The following is a 20,207-nucleotide window of genomic DNA, read 5'->3' as shown; positions in this document are numbered from 1 at the left end:
CGCGCTGGCACCCGAACGGGGGCTATGCTTCGTGCAGGCGACTCAGAGTCGAGCCGTTTCCGCTGTCACCGGGAGTACCAATGAGCACCAACGATCACGCGCGTTCCATCATGCGCAAGAAACCCATCGACGCACCGGGCGACGAGTCCCAGGGTTCGAAGCTCTTCAAGAGCCTCGGTCTCTGGCAACTGACCGCCATCGGCGTGGGCGGCATCATCGGTGTGGGCATCTTCTCGCTCGCTGGCCTGGTGGCGCACGGCAGCGAGACATCCGCCGCCGTCGGCCCCGGCGTGCTGTTCTCGTTCCTCATCGCGGGCCTCGCGTCGGCCGCCGCCGCCCTCTCCTACGCCGAATTCGCGGGCATGATCCCGCGCGCCGGCTCGGCCTACACCTACGGCTACGTCGCCCTCGGCGAGATCATCGGATGGTTCATCGGCTGGGATCTGCTGCTCGAATACGTCGCCATCGTGGCGGTCGTGGCGATCGGCATCTCGGGCTACTTCGATGCGGCGCTGTCGGGCATCGGCATCCATATGCCCGCGTGGATGACGTCGACCGCCGACGAGGGCAAGGGCGGCGTGATCAACCTGCCCGCCATCGTCGTCTGCCTGCTCGTGACCTTCATCTTGAGCCGCGGCACCAAGGCGTTCGGCCGATTCGAGCTCGTCGCCGTGGCCATCAAGGTCGTGCTCATCCTGTTCATCATCGGGCTGGGCGTGTTCTACATCGACACGGCCAACTACGACCCGTTCCTGCCCAACGGTTTCGGGCCCGTTTTCGCGGATGCGGCCACCGTGTTCTTCGCGGTGTTCGGCTACGACGCCATGTCGACGGCGGCCGAGGAGGCCAAGGACGGCAAGAAGCACATGCCGAAGGCCATCATCCTGTCGCTCGTCATCGCGATGCTGCTTTACGTGGCGGCCACGCTCGTGCTGACCGGCATGCAGAACTACACCGAGATCGACCCGACGGCTGGCTTCGCCTCGGCGTTCTCGAGCGTGGGGCTGCCCGTGATCGCCACGATCATCGCCGTCTTCGCCGTGCTCTCGATCCTCACCGTCATGCTCACGTTCCTGCTGGGCGTCACGCGCGTCTGGTTCTCGATGAGCCGCGACGGCCTGCTGCCCGGCTGGTTCGCAAAGACCGACCGCCGGGGCGTTCCGCAGCGCGTCACGTGGATCGCCGGGGCCGCAGCGGCCGTCCTCGCCGGAATCCTGCCCATCAAACAGGTCGCCGACCTGACCAACATCGGCATCCTCGCCGCCTTCGTCGTGGTGTGCGTGGCCGTGATCGTGTTCCGCCGCACCAAGCCCGACGCCCCGCGCACCTTCCGCTTGCCGTGGATGCCCGTGGTGCCCGCATTCGGCGTGCTCGCGTCAGGCTTCCTCATCTTGCAGCTGCACTGGGAGACCTGGCTGCGGTTCGGGATCTGGCTCGTGATCGGCCTCATCATCTACTTCGCGTACGGCCGCCGCCACTCCCTCATGAACCCGGACAGCCCGAGGCATCAGGTGGATCAGCGCTCGTAGACGTCCTTGCGGTGGCCGAGCGTGACCACGACGATGAGCAGGACCGTGTCCTCGATCGTGTAGACGATGCGGTAGTTGCCAACCCGCACACGGAATCCCGGTCGGCCCTGCAGCGCCTTAGCGCCGGGCGGCCGGGGGTCTTCGCCGAGGAGGGCGATCGCGCCGCGGATGCGCGGCTGATCCTGGGGATCGATCTTGCGCAACGCTTTGACGGCCGCGGGGCGCAATTCGATCGAGTAGCGCCCGGTCACACCCAACCGAGGTCGGCTTTGACCTGATCCCAGGGCACGTTGTCGCCTTCTTCGGCCATTGCATCGTCGAAGGCCGCGACGTCTTCGGCGTCTTCGAGCGCCTCCATCATGCGTTCGTATTGCTCGGGGCTGATGACAACGGCCTCGGCCCGGCCCCGGCGCTCGAGGAACACCGCCTCGTCGTGGGAGCGCTCGATCACCTCGGAAAACTTCGCGCGCGCGTCGGTGACGTTGATCGTGGTCATGCGTCAACTGTACATCTCGAATCATTACATGTACATAAAAGCGAGATGACCTCGCGACGCCGTCACGGCAGGAGCGGGAGGCGGCCGACGAGGCGATCGACGCGGTTGCGCGGGCCGACGATCGAGACGGCGTAGTACTCGAGCTCGGTCGAGGGCGTTTCGGCGACCTGCTGCAGGTACTCGTCATAGACGCGCGTGTTCTGCGCGGCGGCGGGCATGTCGGCGACGAACGTCTCGTCGTGCGCGGCCGCTTTGGCGCGAATCGAGCGCAGCGTTTCCGAGTCGGCGACCAGCACGCTGCACCCCACCCACGGCAGACCCGGGTGTTCCTCGCCGTCGGCGGTGACGGCATCCGCGCCGAGCAACCCTTGAACATGAGCGGATGTCGCAGCCGCCGCGCAGATCGCCGCATTCACCGCGCGTCCCGCCGGCAGCGCGTCGTTCACGACAACGACCCACTTCAGCCGGGCGGCTCGCGTGGGTGCCGGCGGGTCGATCTCTTCGGGCGCAAAGCCGATTGTGTTGCCCACAGCGTCTCCTCTGTTCGATAATCCTTCAAGACGCTGAGATCGTATGACGGATGACGGACGACACGAGCAACGCCCGTACATCGTCCGGCGCAACCCGGAGAAAGCAGGTCATGGACGCGATAGATACGGCGATTCTGCGCGAATTGCAGTCGAACGCCCGGAAGACGAACCGCGAGGTCGCGGCCGCTGTCGGGGTCTCACCGACGACGGCTCTCGATCGCACGCGTGCCCTGCACGCGCGCGGCGTCATCCGCGGGGCCATCCTCGACGTCGACCTGCCGTCGATCGGGCGGCCCGTTCAGGCACTCGTGGCCGTGCGCATCCGCCCGCCGTCGCGCAAGTCGATCGAGGCCTTTCGCGACTGGGCGCAGGCGCTCCCCGAGACGCTCGGTGTGTTCGTCACGACCGGCAACGAGGACTTCATCATCCACGTGGCCGTCGCCGACAATGACAGCCTCTATGCCTTCGTCATCGACAAGCTGACGCAGCGACCCGAGATCGCCGATGTGCGCACGTCGGTCGTCTACGAGCACCTGCGCAACACGGCGGTCGAGCCACTCTGAAGGACGCCCGGTCACGCCTCCTGGTCGGAGAGGTCGTGGGCCCGCTCGTCGATCTCCTCACCCGAGGCATCGTCGTCGTCGGCCGCTTCGGCGGTGGCCGTCATCGAGGCCTCCGCGAAGGCATCCGAGGCGAACACGTTCAGGCCCAGGGCACGTGACAGGAACGCCGTGGCCTGTTTGCCGCGCACGCTGTTGCCGGCGTCGTCGAGCGGCGGCGAGAACACGCCGATGCCCGCCTTGCCGGGCGCGACCGTGACGATGCCGCCCGAGACGCCCGATTTGCCGGGGATTCCGACCTCGAACAGCCACTCGCCCGAGCGCTCGTAGAGGCCGTTCGCCGCGAGCACCGCCAGGGTGTCGCGGCACACGTGCGGCGCCACGACGCGCTCCTTCGTGATGGGGTTGACCCCGCCATCCGCCAGCGTGGCCCCCATGACGGCGAGGTCGCGAGCCGTCACAAGAAGCGAGCACTGCTTCGTATAGACGTCGACCACCTCGAGCGGATCCTTCTCGATGCGCCCATAACTCTCGAGTAGGCGCGCGATGGCCTGATTGCGCTGGTTGCCGGCCCGCTCCGAGCGATAGACGTCGTCGTCCAAGACCAGGTGGCGGCCCGCGAAAGCCGAGAGCCCCTTCCAGATCCACCGCCACTGTTCATCGCCCGTGCCGGGGGCGAGGGATGTCGTGGTCAAGGCACCGGCGTTCACCATGGGGTTCATGGGGTGCCCCTCGTTGAGCTCGATCGCGACGACCGAGTTGAACGGCATGCCCGTGTTGTTCACGCCCACGCGCTCGTAGGTGGCGTCGTGCCCGAGCTCTTCGCAGACGAGCGCATAGACGAAGGCCTTTGAGATCGACTGGATCGAGAACGCGTGGTCGGTGTCGCCCGCGTCATGCGCATCACCTGAAACGTCGACCACCGACACCCCGAAAAGGTTTGGGTCGGCATCGGCGAGCGCGGGGATGTAGTCGGCGACGGCCCCACCATCGAGCGAGTGGTTCCTCTGGTGCGCCTCCTCCACAAACTCGTCGACGAGATCGGGGGCGGGCAGCGTGCCCGTCGAGACGCGTTCGGGAACGTCGTGCAGGTCGAATTTCATGCGGTCCTCTCCGGCACCGCGCGGTCCACGGCCTGTGTGCCCATTATCCCGGCCGCTCATGAACCGACTCCCGAAGCCGCGGGCATTCACCGCGGTCGCTCATCTCGGGCCTTGGCCGATCGGCCGGGTTCCCGTCATCCTGCAGGACCGTTTCGCCCGGACGAAGGGGGCCCACAGGCTGAGGCGCCCTCATGAACGCCTGCGTAGCGTCGGATCGAGGGAAAGGGGACCGATGCATACGACGGCAGAATTGACGGTGGATGCCGCAGCCATCGCCCACAACACGCGCCTGTTCAGCGAGCGCACCGCCGGGCAGCTCATGGCCGTGCTCAAGGCAGACGGCTTCGGACACGGCAGCCTCGCGCCCCTCGTGCTCGCGAACGGCGCCGACTGGTTGGGTGTGACGAGCATCGGCGAGGCGCTGACGCTGCGGGCCGACGCCCCCACCGCCCCGATCTTGAGTTGGCTCAACCCGCTCGACGCCGACTACGAGGCGGCGAATCGCGCCGACGTCGACCTGGCCGTGTCGAGCATGAGGCAGTTGCGATTCGTGGCGGCCGCGGCATCCCGTGCCCACCGCGCCGCCCGCGTGCACCTGCACCTCGACGTTGGCATGAACCGCGACGGAGCGCCCCGCGGCGAATGGGCGGCGCTGTGCGAGATGGCGCACCTCTGGCAGGCCCAGGGGTCGATCGACGTGGTCGGCGTTATGGGGCATCTCTCGAGCGCCGCCGACCCGACCTCGCCCGAGACCGATCGCGAGCGCATGATCTTCGAGAACGGCGTTCGTGTGGCTCGCCGCCGCGGGCTCTCGCCGAGGATTCGTCATTTGGCGGCGAGCGCCGCGACGCTCACCCGGCCGGACACGCACTATGAACTCAGCCGCGTGGGCGCCGGGCTCTACGGCATCGACCCGTCGCGCACGGTGGAGTTGCGACCCGCACTCACGTTGACAGCCCCGGTCGTCTCGGTGCGGCGCGTGCCGCGCGGTTCGGGCGTCGGCTATGGGCACACCTATACGACGTCCTCCGAGACCACGCTCGCGCTCCTGCCGCTCGGTTACGGCGATGGTTTGCCGCGCACGGCCTCGGGTCGCGCCTTCGTGCAGTTGCGCGGCCGCCGTTACCCCGTCGTCGGCCTGTTCTCGATGGACCAGATCGTGGTGGATGTCGGCGACGACGGCATCCAGCCCGGCGAACGCGCCACGGTGTTCGGTCCGGGAACCTCCGGCGAACCGACCGTGGCCGAGTGGGCCGACTGGGCGGGCACCCTCGAACACGACATCGTCGTGGGCGTCGGCGCCCGCGTGCACCGGGTCGACCGGCGCACCATCCCGGTGGCCGCGGCGGCATCTGTTGCCCTCCCGCAACCGACCGGCCTGCCGGAACCCATTGCACCGCCGGAACCGAGTGGCCCACCGAAATCCCCGGCCGTGCCCGCCCTTGCCCGTTCGACCGATCGACCCGCCGGCAGCGACCGGGCCCTCCCCCGACGAAAGAAGAATTGTGCAGCGATCTGATCTGACCCCCGACGAACGCGTGCGGGTCTGCGTGATCGGGGGCGGCGCCTCCGGCGAACACGACGTCTCTCTGGCCTCGGCCGCTGGCGTCGCGGGGACACTCGACCGTGAGCGGTATGACGTCTATCGCCTCACGATCGGCCGGGACGGCGGGTGGTTCGATGGTTCGGCCACTGACGAACGCTCGCGTCTGACGGCGGCCGAGGCGGTGGCGGGGCTCGAGGGGATGGATGTCGTGTTCCCCGCGCTGCACGGCGTGAACGGGGAGGACGGCACGATGGCGGCCCTCATGGGGGTGGTGCGGGTGCCTGTCGTGGGGGGAGGCATCCGCCCGGGTGCCCTGGCGATGGACAAATGGGTTACCAAGCTCATCGCCGGGGCGCTCGGCATCGCGACCGCGCCCGCCGTCTACGTCGTCGGGGGTCGGGTCGTGGCGGGAAGCGCGGTGTCTTCTCCCGCGGTCACGGTAGCCGAGAGCGTCTCCGTTGCGGGCCTCACGTATCCCGTCGTCGTGAAACCCGTTGCCGCCGGGTCGAGTCACGGCGTGAGTGTCGTGGCCCAGGCATCCGACCTGCCGGCCGCTGTCGACGAAGCCCGCCGCCACGACGAACACGTGCTGATCGAACAATTCGTCGAGGGGCGCGAGGTGGATGTCGCGGTGCTCGAACACGCCGACGGCCACCGCACCATCGGCCCCGCGCTCGAGATCACCGTCGCATCGGGAGACGTCTTCGGCACCGACCAGAAGTACGGCGGCCACGTGCCCTTCGTCATCCCGGCGCGCGTCACCGACCCCGAGCTCGAGGCCCTGCGCTCGGCTGCCGACACCCTCTTCACGGCGCTCGGCTGCCGCGGCATCGCACGCTTCGACTTCTTCGTCACCCCCGACGGCGTCCTCCTCAACGAGGTCAACACCATGCCCGGCTTCACCCCCGACTCGCAGGTGCCGAAGATGTTCGACGCCGTCGGCATCCCCTACGCCACCCTCCTCGACGAACTCCTCGCCACCGCCCGCGCCTGACAACGCACCGCACTCGCGCAAACCTTCAGACACACAGCATCGGGACTATCCTTGGAATATCAGCGCCCACCCAAGGCTCGAGCTTCGGCTTCCTAAAATGAGGTGGGCCTTTTTCATAGCATCGGTCTATGTCGAAGCTCTTCCCCACCGCATAATCATTCATCGGATAGTCCAACTCCTCGGCGTCTCGCGGATGCGAGGCTCGCGCATCCCGTATTTTTGAGGGAGGGCCGGTCGGGCCCGACGACCAGGGGGATGCTGCGTGACCACGTTCGCGGGCCAGAATACGACTCTCAACACCGCGCCCCTGACGGCGCGCGTGAAGCGGCGCGATGTGCGCGCCTTCTATAAGAGGTTCGTGCAGGACTATCCGATCGCGCGGGCCCCCATGGCCCGGTTCCGGCGGTTCATCCTCGGCGTCGGCGTGTTCGTCATGCCCTTCGGCGTGTTCGGCTTGCTCATCGGCTTCTTCGCCGAGCTGGCCGACGACGAGCCCGACAAGAACTCCGAGCTCACCGGAATGTTCGGCTTCGGCATGCTCATGCTTGTTGCCTTCTGCGTGATCCTGTGGGCGTGGCTGCGCCTGCGCGCGCGACGGGACACCCCCAAGCGGCACTACCGCTTCACGTGGTTTGCGTTGGTCAACCGACTGGTCTACGTTCCGGGCCCCTTCGTCACGATGCATCTGACGCCCTGGGCCGATCGCGGCATCTTCCGCGTGGCGCGCGTCTTCCGCTCGACCGGGCCCCGACCCATCGAGATCGCGAACTACGAACTGCTGACGGGGGCGCAGGGCAGCCGCAACACGCAGTTCGGTGGCTACGCGGCCCTGCGCCTCGCGACGAGCCTTCCTCACATCGTGCTGCAGTCTCGGGGCCCGGGCTCGCGACGTCTGTCATTGGCCACCGTGCCGAGCGGCGCGCAGAAGCTGTCCCTCGAGGGCGATTTCGACGAACACTTCACCCTGTTCTGCCCACGCGGCTATGAGCGGGATGCCCTCTACCTGTTCACCCCCGACGTGATGACACGCCTTATGGACGACGTGCGCGGCTATGACGTCGAGATCATCGACGACTGGCTGTTCCTCGTGTCCACGCGCGATGTCGTCACGCTCTCCCCCGATCGCTGGGATGCCCTCACCGACGCCGTCGACGCCGTGAGCGCCAAGCTGACCCGCTGGGAACGCTGGCGCGACGACCGCCTCGGCGGCGAGAGCGGAATCGACCGGGCCCGCGCCCTGTCGACGGCCGGTCTGGCCGGGTCGAGCGCCGAGATCGAGGTCGATGTCGCTCGCCAGGCATCGCTCGCGGGGGCCGGCATGACGGCGATACCGGGTGACCCGCGCCGCGCCGATCCGAGGACCGCTCAGCGGGGACAGGTGAGCAAGAAGGGCCGCCGCCTGCGCATGGGGTTCGGCATCGGGTCGCTGATCTGGATCGTGCCGACCGTGCTGATCGGTGGAGCGCTCATCCTGGCGCAGGTGATTCCGAACTGATCCTTGCTGCCGGTGCGGGTTGAGTAACGTCGACCGTGACCGTCGCGAAGTCGCATTTGCGATACTAAGGTGGCTTTCATGACGCAGATACGGATTCGTGAAGCATCCCAGTTTCTCGGAGTGAGCGACGACACGGTGCGCCGCTGGGTCGAGAGCGGCGCCCTCCAGAGTGAGAAGGATGCATCGGGGCGCACAGTCGTCGACGGCCTGTCGCTGGCCCGGCTGGCCCGCGAAAACGCCGTGCTGCCCGCCGACCCCTCGGAGATCGGCCGGTCGGCACGCAACCGTTTCGTCGGCATCGTCACCGACATCGTCATGGACACGGTCATGGCGCAGGTCGAGATCCAGGCCGGCCCGCACCGCGTGGTGTCGCTCATGAGCAGCGAGGCCGTGCGCGAACTGGGCCTCGAACTCGGCTCGGTTGCCATCGCCATCGTCAAAGCCACCAACGTGATCGTCGAGACGCCGGGGCGCGCCTCGTGAGCCGGTCCTGCCCCCGCGCCCGGCGTCGAGGAATCGCCCTCGCACTCGGGCTCGCGGTCACACTCGTGGCCGGGGTGAGCGCCTGTTCGTCTCCGTCCGATGGCGGGAACACGCCGGCAGCCGGCGGATCCGATGGCTCACGCGCCATCATGGGAGAGATCACGGTCTTCGCCGCGGCATCCCTGAAGGGCACCTTCACCGAGCTCGCGGCCGACTTCGAGGCGGCGCATCCGGGAACGACCGTGACCCTGAACTTCGCGGGGTCATCAGACCTGGTGACGCAGATCGTCGAGGGCGCCCCCGCCGACGTGTTCGCGTCGGCCGACGCGAAGAACATGGCGAAGCTCGCCGACAGCGACCTGCTCGACGGCTCGAGCACAGACTTCGCGACAAACACTCTCGAGATCGCGGTGCCGCCCTCGAACCCGGCCAAGATCGCACCCCTCGACGACCTGGCTCGTGCCGGCGTGAAGACCGTTATCTGTGCGCCGCAGGTGCCCTGCGGATCGGCGACGGTGGCCATCGAGAAGGCCTCGGGCGTCGACATCCAACCGGTTAGCGAGGAATCGTCGGTGACGGATGTTCTCGGCAAGGTGACCTCGGGAGAAGCCGACGCCGGCCTCGTCTACGTGACCGATGTGCGTGCGGCGGGCGACACCGTCCTGGGCATCCCGTTCGACGAATCCGCCGAAGCCGTCAACACCTACCCGATCGCCACGTTGCGCGGCACGGCAGAATCGGATGTCGCGCGCGCGTTCGTGGCCTACGTTGCGAGCCCGGCCGGCCAGAAAGTGCTCGCCGCGGCCGGTTTCGGCGCCCCGTGACTCCGCGCGCCACGCTGATGGCGAGGTTTGCAGCGCACCGTCACGTACGTGGGGCCGTCACCCGAGCGATACGGTCTTCGTCGCGCTTCAGCCCACGAGGCGAGCGGCTGATGACATCGTGAGCGCTTCTCGAGACCGACGTCCCGCTGACCTCGTGGCCGGGGTAGGCATCGGTGTTCCTCGGTGGCTCCTCGTCGTCGCGGCCGTGGGCGGCTTGTTCGTGGTGGTGCCGCTGGTCGCGATGATCGCGCGCGTGAACTGGGGTGAATTCATCCCTCTCGTCACGTCGGACTCCTCGCTCCAGGCCCTCGGGCTGAGCCTGCGCACGTCGCTCACCGCGACGGTGCTGTGTCTCGTCTTCGGCGTGCCGCTGGCCGTCGTGCTCGCACGCAGTCGATTCCCGGGACAACGTGTGGTGCGAGCGCTCGTGCTGTTACCGCTCGTGCTGCCGCCCGTCGTCGCGGGCATCGCGCTGCTCTACACGTTCGGGCGGCGGGGGCCCATCGGCCAGCTGCTCAGCTCGTGGGGCATCGACATCGCGTTCTCCACGACCGCCGTGGTGCTCGCCCAGACCTTCGTTGCACTGCCCTTCCTGGTGCTGAGCCTCGAGGGAGCGCTGCGCACGTTCGGCGGGCGCTACGAGACCGTCGCAGCAACCCTCGGGGCCGGTCCGACGACCGTGTTCCTGCGCGTCACGCTTCCCCTTCTTATGCCCGCCGTCGTCTCGGGCGCCGTGCTGTCGTTCGCCCGCGCGCTCGGCGAGTTCGGAGCAACCCTCACCTTCGCGGGCAGCCTCGCCGGCACCACCCGCACGCTGCCCCTCGAGATCTATTTGCAGCGCGAAACCGACCCGGATGCCGCGGTCGCCCTCTCCCTCGTGCTCGTCCTGGTCGCGGTGCTCATTGTCGTCGCCTCGCAGTGGCTGGCGGGGCTGCAGCCGGGAGCACGCCGGGCCGACGTCGGCGCACAGTCGACTGAGGACGCAGACGCGACGGATGCCTCACAAAAGCTCCTCTCTAACGGGGCCGACACCGAAAGAGGCCCGGATGCGCGGCCCCATCGGCGTCGAGCGGCCGTTTCGCTCGACACCCGATTCCGGCACGGCGAACGCAATGTCGAGGCTTCGTTCGAGGTCCGGGCCGGCGAAACGGTCGCGATTCTCGGTCCGAATGGTTCGGGTAAGTCGACGATGTTGGGCGCGATCGCTGGGGTCCTCACGCCGGACCTCGGTTCTCGCATACGCAGCTCGCGCACTCTCGTTGATCGCGGGGTGAACGTGCCGCCGCATCGCCGGGGCGTCGCTCTCCTGGCGCAAGACGCCCTACTCTTTCCGCATTTGTCCGCGCTCGAGAACGTGGCATTCGGTCCGCGCAGCGCGGGGGCGTCACGACGGGTCGCGCGCGAGACGGCGCTGCGGTGGCTCAGGCAAGTGGATGCCGCATCCCTGGCAGATCGGATGCCGGCGACGCTCAGCGGCGGGCAGGCTCAGCGCATTGCAATCGCGCGAGCCCTCGCCACGAACCCCGAGGTGCTGCTGCTCGACGAACCGATGTCAGCCCTCGACGTGCGGGTCGCCTCCGACCTGCGCCGCTTGCTGCGCACCGTGCTGACCGACCGAACGACCATCCTCGTGACGCACGACGTGGTCGATGCACTCACGCTCGCCGACCGCGCGCTCGTCATGAACGGCGGCCGCATCGTCGAGCAGGGCTCACCCCACGACCTCATCGAACGCCCGCGCACGCCGTTCATGGCGCAGCTCGCGGGCCTGAACTTCTTCGAGGGTGAGCGCCGCGGCGATGTCCTGCACACGGACGACGGGCTGCGCATCCCCCTGCCTCCGCGGGGCGAGCGCGAGCGCGCTGTCGGGGGATCACCGATACGTCCCGACGCCGCCGATCCGACGAGGGTGACGGGCGAGCGCTGGGTTGCGGTCATCTCGCCCGCATCGGTCGGAGTGCGCCGCTCGGAAACGACGCCGGCCGAATTCTCGGCGAGCGACGAGGCGGAGGCGGCCTTCGCGGAGGAGCCGAATGGCCGTAGCGCCGCACACCTCGGGCAGCACAGTGGCATTACCACCGACATCCTCGACGTCGAACCGCATGGAGACACGGCGCGGGTGCGAGCGGCGCACGTGTTCGCCGACCTTCCGCTGCGACGCTGGGCGCCCATGAACATCGACGCCGGAGACCGCGTCACGTTCTCCCTGCCGACACATCACGTGGTCGCATTCCCCGCGCCCCACACACGCACCGACGCATCCGCCCCAGACGCCACCGACCCCGCAACCCCGGGCGTTTTCTGAGAAAAGCTCAATAGGCTGCGGGCATGACACGCACCGTCGAACCATCGACCGACTGCCATAGACCCAGCGCCCGGGTGACCCCGAGCGCACACCGCACCTCGCAGGGGGTGGCCCGATGAACGGCGACCTTCTGCTCAACATCGTCCTCGTCTTCGTGTTCGTGCTCATCGGCGGCGTTTTCGCGGCCACCGAGATGGCCCTCGTCACGTTGCGCGAGAGCCAGGTCAACGCCATCGCGCAGCGCGGCAAACGCGGCGAGAAGGTCGCGAGCCTGGCCCGCAACCCGAACCGCTTCCTCTCGGCCGTGCAGATCGGCGTCACGGTGGCCGGGTTCGCGTCGGCGGCCTACGGAGCGTCGTCGATCGCGCCATCCGTCGTGCCGCTCTTCGTGGCCTGGGGGCTCAGCGAACAGGTGGCCGGCACTATCGCGACCATCACGCTGACGCTCGTCATCGCCTACCTGTCGCTCGTGCTCGGCGAACTCGCGCCCAAGCGGCTCGCCATCCAGCGCAATGCGCAGTTCGCCTACGCCGTCGCGCCCGTCCTCAACGGATTCGCGCACCTCATGCGGCCCGTCATCTGGCTGCTCTCGCTGTCGACCAACGCCGTCGTGCGGCTGCTGGGCGGCGACCCCAACAAGTCGAGCGACGAGCTCTCGGACGAGGAGCTGCGCGACATCGTGTCGAGCCACGAGGGCCTGCCCGAGGACGAGCGCCGCATCCTCGACGACGTGCTCTCGCTGCGCGACCGCCAGATCAGCGAGGTCATGCGCCCGCGGCCCGAGGTCGTGGCGCTCGACGGTGCCGGGACGATTGCCGAGGCCGTCGACCGCGTGCAGGGCCTGCCGTTCTCGCGCTACCCCGTGGTCGACCAGTCGATCGACGACATCACCGGGTTCGTGCACGTGCGCGATCTGTACGACGCCGCGGCCACCGACAGCTCGCGGCCACTCGGCGACGTGAGCCGCGACATCCCCTATCTGCCGTCGACCGCGCGCGTCCTGCCCACGCTCACGGGCATGCGCGCCCAGAACCAGCAGATCGCCGTGGTCGTCGACGAATACGGCGGCACCGACGGCATCGTCACGCTCGAAGACCTGGTCGAAGAGGTCGTCGGCGAGATCTTCGACGAATACGACACGGATGCCGCACCCCGCGAACTCGCCGACGAGGGCGGTGTCGTCGACGGCCGCCTCAACATCCAGGACTTCGAGGAGGCCGCGGGAGTGAGCATCCCTCGCGGCACGTGGGACACCATCGCCGGCTATGTGGTGCACCGGCTCGGACGGCTCGCGACCGTCGGCGACGTCATCGAGCTCGAGGATGCCTCACTGAAGGTGACGGCCATGGACCGTCGCCGCATCGCCGAGATCCTCGTGACGAAGCGACCCGCGGGCGACCCCGCGCCCACCGACGCGGCACAGGGGTAGGCTCGCGGCGTGGAAAACAGCGAACAGACGACGCTCGAAGCCCTTCTCATCCGCGCGGCCGATACGGGGCAAGGCATCCCGGATTTCCTGGCCGCGCTGCTCGACAGCACCGTGCTCGTGCCGGGGTGGGCCGAACCGGCCGCAGACGGCGAGGGGCAGATGGCCACCTTCGCTCCCCTCACGTCGGCCGACGGCAGCTCGGTGCAGCCGTTCTACACCTCGGAGGCGCGGCTCGCCGAGACCCAGGCCGCCATCCCGGGTTACGAGACCCGCTACCTCGCGCTGTCCTGCCGCGCGTTCTGGGACATGACTCGGGGCGCGCGCCTCGTGCTGAACCCGCATTCGCCGCAGGGCAAAGAGTTTCTGCCGGGCGAGATCGCGCAGCTGCTCGACGGCGTCGCCCCCATGACCCCAAACGTGCTCGCGAAAGACACCGAGGTTCTCGTCGGCGCTCCCGCGCAGGTTCCGGATGGCATGGAGCAGACGCTTGCCGAGCTGTTCGCGCGGCATCCCCAGGTCGAGCGCGCGTTCCTCGGCTGGAAGGTCACGCCCGAGAACAACGACCAGGCCTACCTGCTCGTGCTCGTCGGATCACGCGACACCCGCGAGGCCGTGAGCGACGACCTGGGCAGCGCCCTCGTGTACTACTCCCAGGTGCACCCCGTGGATGTCGCGTTCGCCGGCCCGCGCGAGAAACACCTGCTCACGAGCCTCCAGCCCTTCTATACGCGCCCCTCGTCCCGACGCTCCCTCTTCGGCCGCCGCGGCTGACCCTGTCGCTGTCCGACGAGTCAGCGCGCCCAGCGGTAGGGGGTCGTGGTCGAGACCTTGACGAGGCCTGAGCGCTCGAGAATGGGGCGCGAGTACTCGGTCGAGTCGCTGTGGACGAGGGTCTTGCCGAGGGCCAGGGCGGCTCGCGCCCGGGCGGCCGTGAGCGCGCGATAGATGCCGCGACCGCGATAGGCCTCGAGGGTGGCGCCGCCCCAGATGCCGACGAAGTCCGTGCCGGGCACCGGTTCGAGGCGGCCGCCCGACACCATGCGGCCGTCGGTTTCGGCGACCCAGAGCTGCATGCCGTCGTTGCGGGCGAGGCGCGCGAGTAGAGCGTCGGCGATGCCGGGGTCGACGTCTTCGCCGAACGCCTCGTCGATCATGGCGCTCATGGCCCGGACATCCGCCTCATCGGTGACGACGCGCAGGGTCACACCGGGGGGCGTCGGGATGTCTTCGGCCAGGGCTTCGAGCGGGCCGATCATGATCGATTCGACCTCGTCGGGCTCGAAACCGTTCGACCGCAGGGCCTCGTGGAGGCCGGGTGCCCGGTCATGCCCGCGGGTCTTCCACTCGACGCGCGTGATCTCGAGCTGCACGACGTAGTGCGCGAGCGCGTCTTCCACGAGTGCCGCGATGGCCGCGGCATCCGCATCGCCGAGGTCTTGGTAGGTGATGAAACCTCGGCCACCGGCGAAGGTGACGAGCCGGAGCGGGCCGAGGCGTGTGACGCTCACGGCGCTCGGGGTCTCGGCATCCGTTCGGAGCTGTTCGTCATAGGCCTGGAGGTAACGCTCAATATCAGTCATCGGGGTTCATCGTCGCAGGCGGGCGGCGCCAGCACAATGCCGGCGGGCACACGATAACCGCGCGTCCGGTGGCTGGCAATGCCCTGTTGCGGGGTCGAAGCGGCCGTTTGACTGGTGCCTTGACGGAAATACGACACAAGGCACGAGACACGAGACACGACACGCGCAGCGGGAAACGAGGGTTCATCATGAAGGCAGTTGTTTGGCACGGTATCGGCGACATCCGACTCGACGAGGTGCCGCAGCCCACGATTCAGGACCCGCACGATGCGATCATCCACATCACCCGTAGCGCCATCTGTGGCACCGATCTGCACTTCGTGCGCGGCACCATGGCACCCATGCGCGAGGGCACGATTCTCGGTCACGAGGCCGTCGGTGTGGTCGTCGAGGTGGGCGACGCCGTGCGCGGGTTCAGCCCGGGCGACCGCGTCGTCGTGAACTCGACCATGTCGTGCGGCGCCTGCCGCTACTGCCGCATGGGTAAGACCAGCCAGTGCGATGTGGCCAACCCGAACGGCCCGCAGGCCGGCACGAGCTTCTTCGGCGGCCCCGAGACGACCGGCCCCATCGACGGCCTGCAGGCCGAGTACGCGCGCATCCCGTGGGCGCAGAACAGCATGCACCCGCTGCCCGACAACGTCTCCGACGAGCAGGCGATCCTGCTCTCCGACATCTTCCCGACCGGATGGTTCGGCGCCGAGCTCGCGGGCGTGACCCGTGGCGACGTGGTGGTCGTCTTCGGCGCCGGTATCGTCGGGCAGTTCGCCGCGGCATCCGCCTTCAAGCAGGGCGCCGGACGGGTCATCATCGTCGACGGCGAGGAGTCCCGCTTGGCCGCTGCCCTGGCCCAGAACTGCGAGATCGTCGACTACAACCGCGAAGACCCGGTGCAGACCATCATGGATCTCACGAACGGCATCGGAGCCGACTGCGTGATCGATGCGGTGGGTGTGGATGCCGAGCGCCCGAAGCGCGGGCCGGCCGCGGTCTCCGACGAGGACGCGGCGAAATTCGACGCCGAGGTCGCGCAGATAGCGCCGGATGCCGACCCCGACGCCACCCAGTGGAAGCCGGGCGACGGCCCCTCCCAGGCGGCACGCTGGGCGGTCGAGGTGGTGGCGAAGTACGGCCGCATCGGCATCATCGGCGTGTATTCGCCGACGGTCGAGCAGTACCCGATCGGCGAAGCGATGAACAAGAACCTCACGATTCGAGCGGGCAATTGCGACCACCATTCGGTGACGCCTCCCCTCATAGACCTCGTCGCATCGGGGCAATTCGATCCGACCGCGCTGATCACCGAGCACGAGCACATCGGCGACGCGATCGCGGCATACGAGGCATTCGACCGTCGCGAACCCGGATGGATCAAGGTGGAACTCGTCTGACGGGGCGACCCTTGTCCCCAAACGACGAAACCGCCTCCGCGCAACCCGGCGGGCCCGATAGCGAAACGACCGACGACGAGCGCTGGCTCGTCGTCAACGGGCGGCGCTGGCGGCGCACCGATCCGAGCCTGCCCGAGGACGTCGTCGCCGCGCTGAAATCACATCTGGGCCGCGGGCGGTCGGGCGTGGGTACGGCGAAGAAGGATGCCGACAACGACGCGGTTGCGGCGGCACGCAGGCGTGTCGGGCTCGCCAAACACGGCCTCGGCGAGCGCGGGCCGTATTGGTGGGACGACACCCCCGCCGACCGGTTGGAGCGGGCACACCAGGCCCTCGCAGAACTGGATGCGCTCGACGAGCCGCCGTCCACATCGCGCACGAGTTCTTGACCCTCCGCACCCGCACCCCCAAGCTCGGGACACAGCCCGCGAGTGACTCAAAGGTCGGACAGGTTTGCGGCGGGCCTTGTTAGAGTCGAGGCTCAGGATCGACGAGGGTGGGAAACATGACTACCGACGAAGACGCCCTCGGGCTGCTGCTGGCCGAGAACGAGGAGGACGTCGACGACAACACGTCGACCGAAGCCGTGCGCGCCGGGACATCTGCCGTGGTCCTGCTCGTCGTCGCCACCGCCGCGGTGAGCGTCACGATTTCGGCCGCCGCCTGGATCGCGATCTTCTCCGCACCCTTCTGGATGCCACTGTTCGGCTGGTGGGTGCAGGGCTCGCCCATGGAATACGGACAGCCCTGACACGTTGGGTTGGGCATGACTACGATCGTGCATTTCGAGATCCAGCTCGACCCGGCGAAGCTCGCCGACGCGTCCGAGATCCTCAGCGAGACACTGGCGGCGACCCGCGCCTGGCCCGGTAACGAGGGCCTCGAGGTGCTGGTATCGGACGATGACCCCGCCAACATGATCGTCGTCGAGAAGTGGGCGAGCACCATCGACCACACGCGGTACGTCGAATGGCGCGCCACTCCCGAGGGCGGGGGCGGACGCATCCGCGAACTGCTCGCGGCACCGCCCACCACGCGCGTGTTCTCGGAGCAGTTGCCGCTCACGTTGGCCGACTAACTGCGCGCTTAGCCGACGGGTAGGAAGACCGGGAAGGCAGCCGTGGGGCCGCCGCAAACCTGGTCGTCCGAAAGCCACGTCCACGCGAGAGGCGTCGTGATTGCCCCGGCGGTCGAGCCATCCTCGCGGTGGGCAGTCACGGTAGCTTCGGGCACCTGGCCCGCGAACAGCGTGACCTGCCACGTCGAGCCGTTCACGGGCACGATGTCGTAGACCGAGCCGACGGTGTCGTCATCGGCGCGCTGCTCGGCGGTGAGCGAACAGCGGCCCTCCGCGTCGCAGAACTCGATGGATGCCGCCTCCGCTACCTGCCCCACCGTGACGACGGTCAGCGACTGGGTGTAGCCGATGGCGGTGCACGCGGCGCCGCCGCCCCACCCGGCGCATCCCGCGAGTGTGAGCGTGAGCCCAAGGAGGGCGAGTGCCGCAGATGTCACGACCGGGCGTGCGTGGCGCCGTGGCGAACTCATGACTCGACCGTGTCACGCCGCGCCCTGGAGCGGTATACCGAGCGCCTTTTCGTTGCCCATTGGTTACGAGCACGCACCAACGCAGCGCTCTAGGCTCAGGGTGTGTTGATCTGGATCAATGGGACTTTCGGGGTGGGGAAGACGCAGGCCGCATTCGGGCTGCATCGCAAGCTTCCGGGGAGCGCGGTGGTCGACCCCGAGCTGTTGGGCTTCGGCATCCAGCGGATGTACCCGCCCGCCATTCGGGATGATTTTCAGGAGACGCCATGGTGGGCGCCTACCGCGGCCGAGATCTTGGTCGACATTTCGCGCAAGCATCCCGGCACGCTGATCGTACCGATGACGCTGACCGATCCCGTGAGGCGCCGAGTCATCTTCGACGCCTTGCACGGGGCGGACATCAAGACGCTGCATGTGACGCTGCTCGCGAACCAGACGACAGTGCTGCGGCGTTTGCGGAGCCGTCTCGACGGTCGAAGCAGCTGGGCCGCGCAGCGCTTCGAGGACGCCGATGCAGCCCTGAGAGCCGACCCGTTCGGCGAGCGTCTCGCGACCGATGGGATGAGCGTGCCTCAGGTCGTGGAGCACATCGGCGCACTTGCGGGTGTCTCGCTCTCGCACTCGTTCGCCGAACGACTCGCTCAGCCTGCGCGGCGCCTCGGTGTGACGTTGCGCCACATTCGGTGAAGCTCGTTCCGGCCGTGGGCTAGCGGGCGACGAGGCCGCGGATGAAGGCGGCGACGTCGGCGGGGGCGCGCTCGGCCATGTAGTGGCCAGCCTGGCTGGGCTCGTAGGTGAGGTCGGGGGCCCAGGCCGCCCAGAGCGACGACGCGTCGAACCCCAGCTGCGAGCCCCAGTCCTGCGACAGGATGCCGACGGGCATGGCGAGTTGCGCGCCCGCGGCTCGGTCGGCGCGGTCGAGATCCAGATCGATGCCGGCCGAGGCGCGGTAGTCGGCGACGATCGACGGGATGGCTGCCACCGACGCGTCCACATAGTGCTGGCGGATGTGCGGCGGGAACGTCGCACCGTCGGTGTCCCAGGCGTCGAGGAATGATGCGAAGAACTCTTCGCCGGTGGCCGCGATCATGCGCTCGGGCAGGCCGGCCGGCTGGGCCATCAGGTAGAGGTGCCACGCCACTTTCGCGTCGACGCCGTGCAAGACATCCCACATGTCGAGGGTGGGGAGCACGTCGAGAATGCCGAGGTGGGTGACGACTTTGGGGCGATCGAGGCCCGCGCGCACCGCGACGAGGGCGCCCCGGTCGTGGCCGATGAGCGAGAACTTCTCGTGGCCCAGTTCGCGCGCGATGGCGACGATATCGGCGCCCATGGTGCGCTTCGAGTAGACGTCGGGCGAGGTTTCTTCGGGCTTGTCGCTCGCGCCGTAGCCGCGGAGGTCGGGGACGATGACGGTGTTGGTCGCCGCGAGGTCGCGCGCGACATCCCGCCACATGAGGTGGGTCTGCGGAAAGCCGTGGAGGAGGACGATGGGGTCGCCCGAGCCGCCGACCGCGACGTTGAGGGTGACGCCCGGCGCGGCGGCTATGCGCTCGGTGCGGAAGCCGTCGATGGCGAGCGGGGCCGGGCTGGAGATGTCGTTCATGATGCCTTTCGGGGGGTCAGTCGGAGGCGGGCGCGCCGGAGAAGATGCCGCGCGGCGGTTCGGAGAGGGACGCGGCGCTGGCAGCGAGGGCGGGGATGAGGATGCTGTCGATCAGCGTTTCGAGGTAGGCGTGGTCGACCGTGAGGCCGTTCAGGCGGCGGAGGAGGAGGACCGAGCCCGTCACCTCTTCGTAGGGGAAGGGTTTCGCGCCGGCCGGGAGCTCGCCGCGAGCGATTGCTGCCTCGAGCACGGGGGCGGGCAGCCGCGCGCCGGTCGGGCCCGTGGCGGCCTCGAGGTATTCGCAGAGTTCGGCATCTTCGAGACCGGCTTGCAGCAGCATGAGGCTCATCGAACCGTCGCTGGCGCGCAGCGTGTTGTTGAGGCGGTGGCACAGGGCGAGCAGGTCGCCGCGCAGCGAGCCCGTGTCGATGGCGTCCTGCGTGTGGCCCGACGATGGCCCGGCCTTGACTGCGGCGACGACCATGTCGCGTTTGGTGGGCCAGCGGCGGTAAAGCGTGGCCTTGGATGCCTTGGCGCGGCGCGCGACCTCCTCGAACGTGATGCTGTCGTAGCCCGTGTCGGCGAGCATCTCGAGCACGGTCGCGAGGATTTGACCCTCGCGGACTGCGTCGCGGGGGCGGCCTCCGGCCGAGGACGTCGGGGTGGAAGTCGTCAGGGCAGAGGCCTCGGAAGGTCGAGCAGAAAGATACGGCACGTTTCGTATCGTAACACGTCAAGATAGCCAACAGACGACAACGGGCGCCCTGCCGGAGGCCGGGCGCCCTATC

General features: G+C 68.4%; 23 protein-coding genes and 1 pseudogene. 16 read left to right on the top strand and 8 right to left on the bottom strand.

Annotated features, from left to right (window positions below; genetic code table 11):
- The first annotated feature begins 80 nt into the window (after nt 1-80).
- A complete protein-coding gene (locus ALI44B_RS12650; RefSeq protein ID WP_077054975.1) occupies nt 81-1,529 on the top strand; it encodes an amino acid permease in 1,449 nt (482 codons plus the stop codon).
- Here ALI44B_RS12650 and ALI44B_RS12645 read toward each other — a convergent pair.
- The 3 genes from ALI44B_RS12645 to ALI44B_RS12635 all read right to left on the bottom strand — a co-directional run bounded on the left by ALI44B_RS12645 (nt 1,517) and on the right by ALI44B_RS12635 (nt 2,555).
- A complete protein-coding gene (locus tag ALI44B_RS12645) occupies nt 1,517-1,780 on the bottom strand; it encodes a type II toxin-antitoxin system RelE family toxin (RefSeq protein ID WP_077054974.1) in 264 nt (87 codons plus the stop codon). The two genes, ALI44B_RS12650 and ALI44B_RS12645, sit on opposite strands and share 13 nt — an antisense overlap.
- Entirely contained in the window at nt 1,777-2,025 is a 249-nt protein-coding gene (locus tag ALI44B_RS12640; RefSeq protein ID WP_077054973.1) for a type II toxin-antitoxin system Phd/YefM family antitoxin, read from the bottom strand. The genes ALI44B_RS12645 and ALI44B_RS12640 overlap by 4 nt, the downstream gene beginning before the upstream one ends.
- Nucleotides 2,026-2,087: 62 nt before the next feature.
- Nucleotides 2,088-2,555 (bottom strand): DUF2000 domain-containing protein, encoded by a 468-nt coding sequence (locus ALI44B_RS12635; protein WP_077054972.1) that lies wholly within the window; start codon nt 2,553-2,555, stop codon nt 2,088-2,090.
- A 110-nt stretch (nt 2,556-2,665) separates the two neighbouring features.
- Here ALI44B_RS12635 and ALI44B_RS12630 point away from each other — a divergent pair, with 110 nt between their 5' ends.
- Nucleotides 2,666-3,118 carry an Lrp/AsnC family transcriptional regulator gene (locus tag ALI44B_RS12630; RefSeq protein ID WP_077054971.1) on the top strand — a complete coding sequence of 151 codons (453 nt, stop codon included), beginning with the start codon at nt 2,666-2,668 and terminating at the stop codon, nt 3,116-3,118.
- A gap of 11 nt (nt 3,119-3,129) precedes the next feature.
- Here the strand turns inward: ALI44B_RS12630 and glsA are convergent, their stop codons facing one another.
- A complete protein-coding gene (glsA, locus tag ALI44B_RS12625) occupies nt 3,130-4,218 on the bottom strand; it encodes a glutaminase A (RefSeq protein WP_083709991.1) in 1,089 nt (362 codons plus the stop codon).
- A gap of 232 nt (nt 4,219-4,450) precedes the next feature.
- On the opposite strand from glsA, the gene alr reads away from it, so the two are divergent.
- The 9 genes and pseudogenes from alr (at nt 4,451) to ALI44B_RS12575 (ending at nt 14,065) form a co-directional block, all read left to right on the top strand.
- Entirely contained in the window at nt 4,451-5,737 is a 1,287-nt protein-coding gene (gene alr / locus ALI44B_RS12620; protein WP_083709990.1) for an alanine racemase, read from the top strand.
- Nucleotides 5,724-6,758 carry a D-alanine--D-alanine ligase gene (locus tag ALI44B_RS12615; RefSeq protein ID WP_238592202.1) on the top strand — a complete coding sequence of 345 codons (1,035 nt, stop codon included), beginning with the start codon at nt 5,724-5,726 and terminating at the stop codon, nt 6,756-6,758. Before alr ends, ALI44B_RS12615 begins: the two co-directional genes overlap by 14 nt.
- Nucleotides 6,759-7,020: 262 nt before the next feature.
- Nucleotides 7,021-8,253 (top strand): hypothetical protein, encoded by a 1,233-nt coding sequence (locus ALI44B_RS12610; protein ID WP_077054969.1) that lies wholly within the window; start codon nt 7,021-7,023, stop codon nt 8,251-8,253.
- 78 nt (nt 8,254-8,331) lie between these two features.
- Nucleotides 8,332-8,736, top strand: a complete 405-nt coding sequence (locus ALI44B_RS12605; protein WP_077054968.1) for a TOBE domain-containing protein — start codon at nt 8,332-8,334, stop codon at nt 8,734-8,736.
- A 149-nt stretch (nt 8,737-8,885) separates the two neighbouring features.
- On the top strand, nt 8,886-9,560 hold the full coding sequence (gene modA / locus ALI44B_RS12600) for a molybdate ABC transporter substrate-binding protein (protein WP_238592201.1): 675 nt from the start codon (nt 8,886-8,888) through the stop codon (nt 9,558-9,560).
- A 154-nt stretch (nt 9,561-9,714) separates the two neighbouring features.
- Nucleotides 9,715-10,515 (top strand): annotated as a pseudogene (locus ALI44B_RS16460) (ABC transporter permease); the annotation flags it as partial.
- Nucleotides 10,492-11,865 (top strand): sulfate/molybdate ABC transporter ATP-binding protein, encoded by a 1,374-nt coding sequence (locus tag ALI44B_RS15615; protein WP_496507436.1) that lies wholly within the window; start codon nt 10,492-10,494, stop codon nt 11,863-11,865. The pseudogene ALI44B_RS16460 and the gene ALI44B_RS15615, both read left to right, overlap by 24 nt.
- Nucleotides 11,866-11,980: 115 nt before the next feature.
- On the top strand, nt 11,981-13,294 hold the full coding sequence (locus ALI44B_RS12580) for a hemolysin family protein (RefSeq protein ID WP_077054967.1): 1,314 nt from the start codon (nt 11,981-11,983) through the stop codon (nt 13,292-13,294).
- 9 nt (nt 13,295-13,303) lie between these two features.
- The gene (locus ALI44B_RS12575; protein WP_077054966.1) at nt 13,304-14,065 is read left to right on the top strand and encodes an enhanced serine sensitivity protein SseB C-terminal domain-containing protein; all 762 of its coding nucleotides are present in this window, start codon (nt 13,304-13,306) and stop codon (nt 14,063-14,065) included.
- A gap of 20 nt (nt 14,066-14,085) precedes the next feature.
- Here ALI44B_RS12575 and ALI44B_RS12570 read toward each other — a convergent pair whose 3' ends face one another.
- Nucleotides 14,086-14,874 carry a GNAT family N-acetyltransferase gene (locus ALI44B_RS12570; protein WP_077054965.1) on the bottom strand — a complete coding sequence of 263 codons (789 nt, stop codon included), beginning with the start codon at nt 14,872-14,874 and terminating at the stop codon, nt 14,086-14,088.
- A gap of 188 nt (nt 14,875-15,062) precedes the next feature.
- Between ALI44B_RS12570 and ALI44B_RS12565 the strand changes: the two genes are divergently transcribed.
- The 4 genes from ALI44B_RS12565 to ALI44B_RS12550 all read left to right on the top strand — a co-directional run bounded on the left by ALI44B_RS12565 (nt 15,063) and on the right by ALI44B_RS12550 (nt 17,343).
- A complete protein-coding gene (locus tag ALI44B_RS12565) occupies nt 15,063-16,265 on the top strand; it encodes an alcohol dehydrogenase catalytic domain-containing protein (protein ID WP_077054964.1) in 1,203 nt (400 codons plus the stop codon).
- A gap of 11 nt (nt 16,266-16,276) precedes the next feature.
- Complete coding sequence (locus ALI44B_RS12560) at nt 16,277-16,654, top strand: biopolymer transporter Tol (RefSeq protein ID WP_077054963.1); 378 nt, start codon at nt 16,277-16,279, stop codon at nt 16,652-16,654.
- Between the two features lie 116 nt (nt 16,655-16,770).
- On the top strand, nt 16,771-17,016 hold the full coding sequence (locus ALI44B_RS12555) for a hypothetical protein (protein WP_077054962.1): 246 nt from the start codon (nt 16,771-16,773) through the stop codon (nt 17,014-17,016).
- A 15-nt stretch (nt 17,017-17,031) separates the two neighbouring features.
- Nucleotides 17,032-17,343: a putative quinol monooxygenase gene (locus ALI44B_RS12550; RefSeq protein WP_077054961.1), complete on the top strand. Its 312-nt coding sequence runs from the start codon at nt 17,032-17,034 to the stop codon at nt 17,341-17,343.
- Between the two features lie 8 nt (nt 17,344-17,351).
- On the opposite strand, the gene ALI44B_RS12545 is transcribed toward ALI44B_RS12550, so the two are convergent.
- Nucleotides 17,352-17,813, bottom strand: a complete 462-nt coding sequence (locus ALI44B_RS12545; RefSeq protein ID WP_143459249.1) for a hypothetical protein — start codon at nt 17,811-17,813, stop codon at nt 17,352-17,354.
- 102 nt (nt 17,814-17,915) lie between these two features.
- On the opposite strand from ALI44B_RS12545, the gene ALI44B_RS12540 reads away from it, so the two are divergent.
- Nucleotides 17,916-18,500, top strand: coding sequence for an AAA family ATPase (locus ALI44B_RS12540; protein WP_077054959.1), 585 nt, complete (start codon nt 17,916-17,918; stop codon nt 18,498-18,500).
- Between the two features lie 19 nt (nt 18,501-18,519).
- Here the strand turns inward: ALI44B_RS12540 and ALI44B_RS12535 are convergent, their stop codons facing one another.
- Nucleotides 18,520-19,419, bottom strand: a complete 900-nt coding sequence (locus tag ALI44B_RS12535; RefSeq protein WP_077054958.1) for an alpha/beta fold hydrolase — start codon at nt 19,417-19,419, stop codon at nt 18,520-18,522.
- 16 nt (nt 19,420-19,435) lie between these two features.
- A complete protein-coding gene (locus ALI44B_RS12530) occupies nt 19,436-20,134 on the bottom strand; it encodes a TetR/AcrR family transcriptional regulator (RefSeq protein ID WP_238592200.1) in 699 nt (232 codons plus the stop codon).
- Between the last annotated feature and the right edge of the window lie 73 nt (nt 20,135-20,207).

The organism is Leifsonia sp. ALI-44-B (assembly GCF_001984125.1).
Classification (GTDB): Bacteria; Actinomycetota; Actinomycetes; order Actinomycetales; family Microbacteriaceae; genus Okibacterium.
This window is presented reverse-complemented; position numbering and strand designations above follow the sequence as displayed.

What these genes read in the sequence shown, in the direction of transcription:
- ALI44B_RS12555 (WP_077054962.1), top strand. Translation starts at nt 16,771, where the DNA reads ATGACTACCGACGAAGACGCCCTCGGGCTGCTGCTGGCCGAGAACGAG.
- ALI44B_RS12640 (WP_077054973.1), bottom strand. Translation starts at nt 2,025, where the DNA reads ATGACCACGATCAACGTCACCGACGCGCGCGCGAAGTTTTCCGAGGTG.
- modA (WP_238592201.1), top strand. Translation starts at nt 8,886, where the DNA reads ATGGGAGAGATCACGGTCTTCGCCGCGGCATCCCTGAAGGGCACCTTC.
- ALI44B_RS12630 (WP_077054971.1), top strand. Translation starts at nt 2,666, where the DNA reads ATGGACGCGATAGATACGGCGATTCTGCGCGAATTGCAGTCGAACGCC.
- ALI44B_RS12535 (WP_077054958.1), bottom strand. Translation starts at nt 19,419, where the DNA reads ATGAACGACATCTCCAGCCCGGCCCCGCTCGCCATCGACGGCTTCCGC.
- ALI44B_RS12545 (WP_143459249.1), bottom strand. Translation starts at nt 17,813, where the DNA reads ATGAGTTCGCCACGGCGCCACGCACGCCCGGTCGTGACATCTGCGGCA.
- ALI44B_RS12570 (WP_077054965.1), bottom strand. Translation starts at nt 14,874, where the DNA reads ATGACTGATATTGAGCGTTACCTCCAGGCCTATGACGAACAGCTCCGA.
- glsA (WP_083709991.1), bottom strand. Translation starts at nt 4,218, where the DNA reads ATGAAATTCGACCTGCACGACGTTCCCGAACGCGTCTCGACGGGCACG.
- ALI44B_RS12605 (WP_077054968.1), top strand. Translation starts at nt 8,332, where the DNA reads ATGACGCAGATACGGATTCGTGAAGCATCCCAGTTTCTCGGAGTGAGC.
- ALI44B_RS12580 (WP_077054967.1), top strand. Translation starts at nt 11,981, where the DNA reads ATGAACGGCGACCTTCTGCTCAACATCGTCCTCGTCTTCGTGTTCGTG.
- ALI44B_RS12550 (WP_077054961.1), top strand. Translation starts at nt 17,032, where the DNA reads ATGACTACGATCGTGCATTTCGAGATCCAGCTCGACCCGGCGAAGCTC.
- ALI44B_RS12565 (WP_077054964.1), top strand. Translation starts at nt 15,063, where the DNA reads ATGAAGGCAGTTGTTTGGCACGGTATCGGCGACATCCGACTCGACGAG.
- alr (WP_083709990.1), top strand. Translation starts at nt 4,451, where the DNA reads ATGCATACGACGGCAGAATTGACGGTGGATGCCGCAGCCATCGCCCAC.
- ALI44B_RS12650 (WP_077054975.1), top strand. Translation starts at nt 81, where the DNA reads ATGAGCACCAACGATCACGCGCGTTCCATCATGCGCAAGAAACCCATC.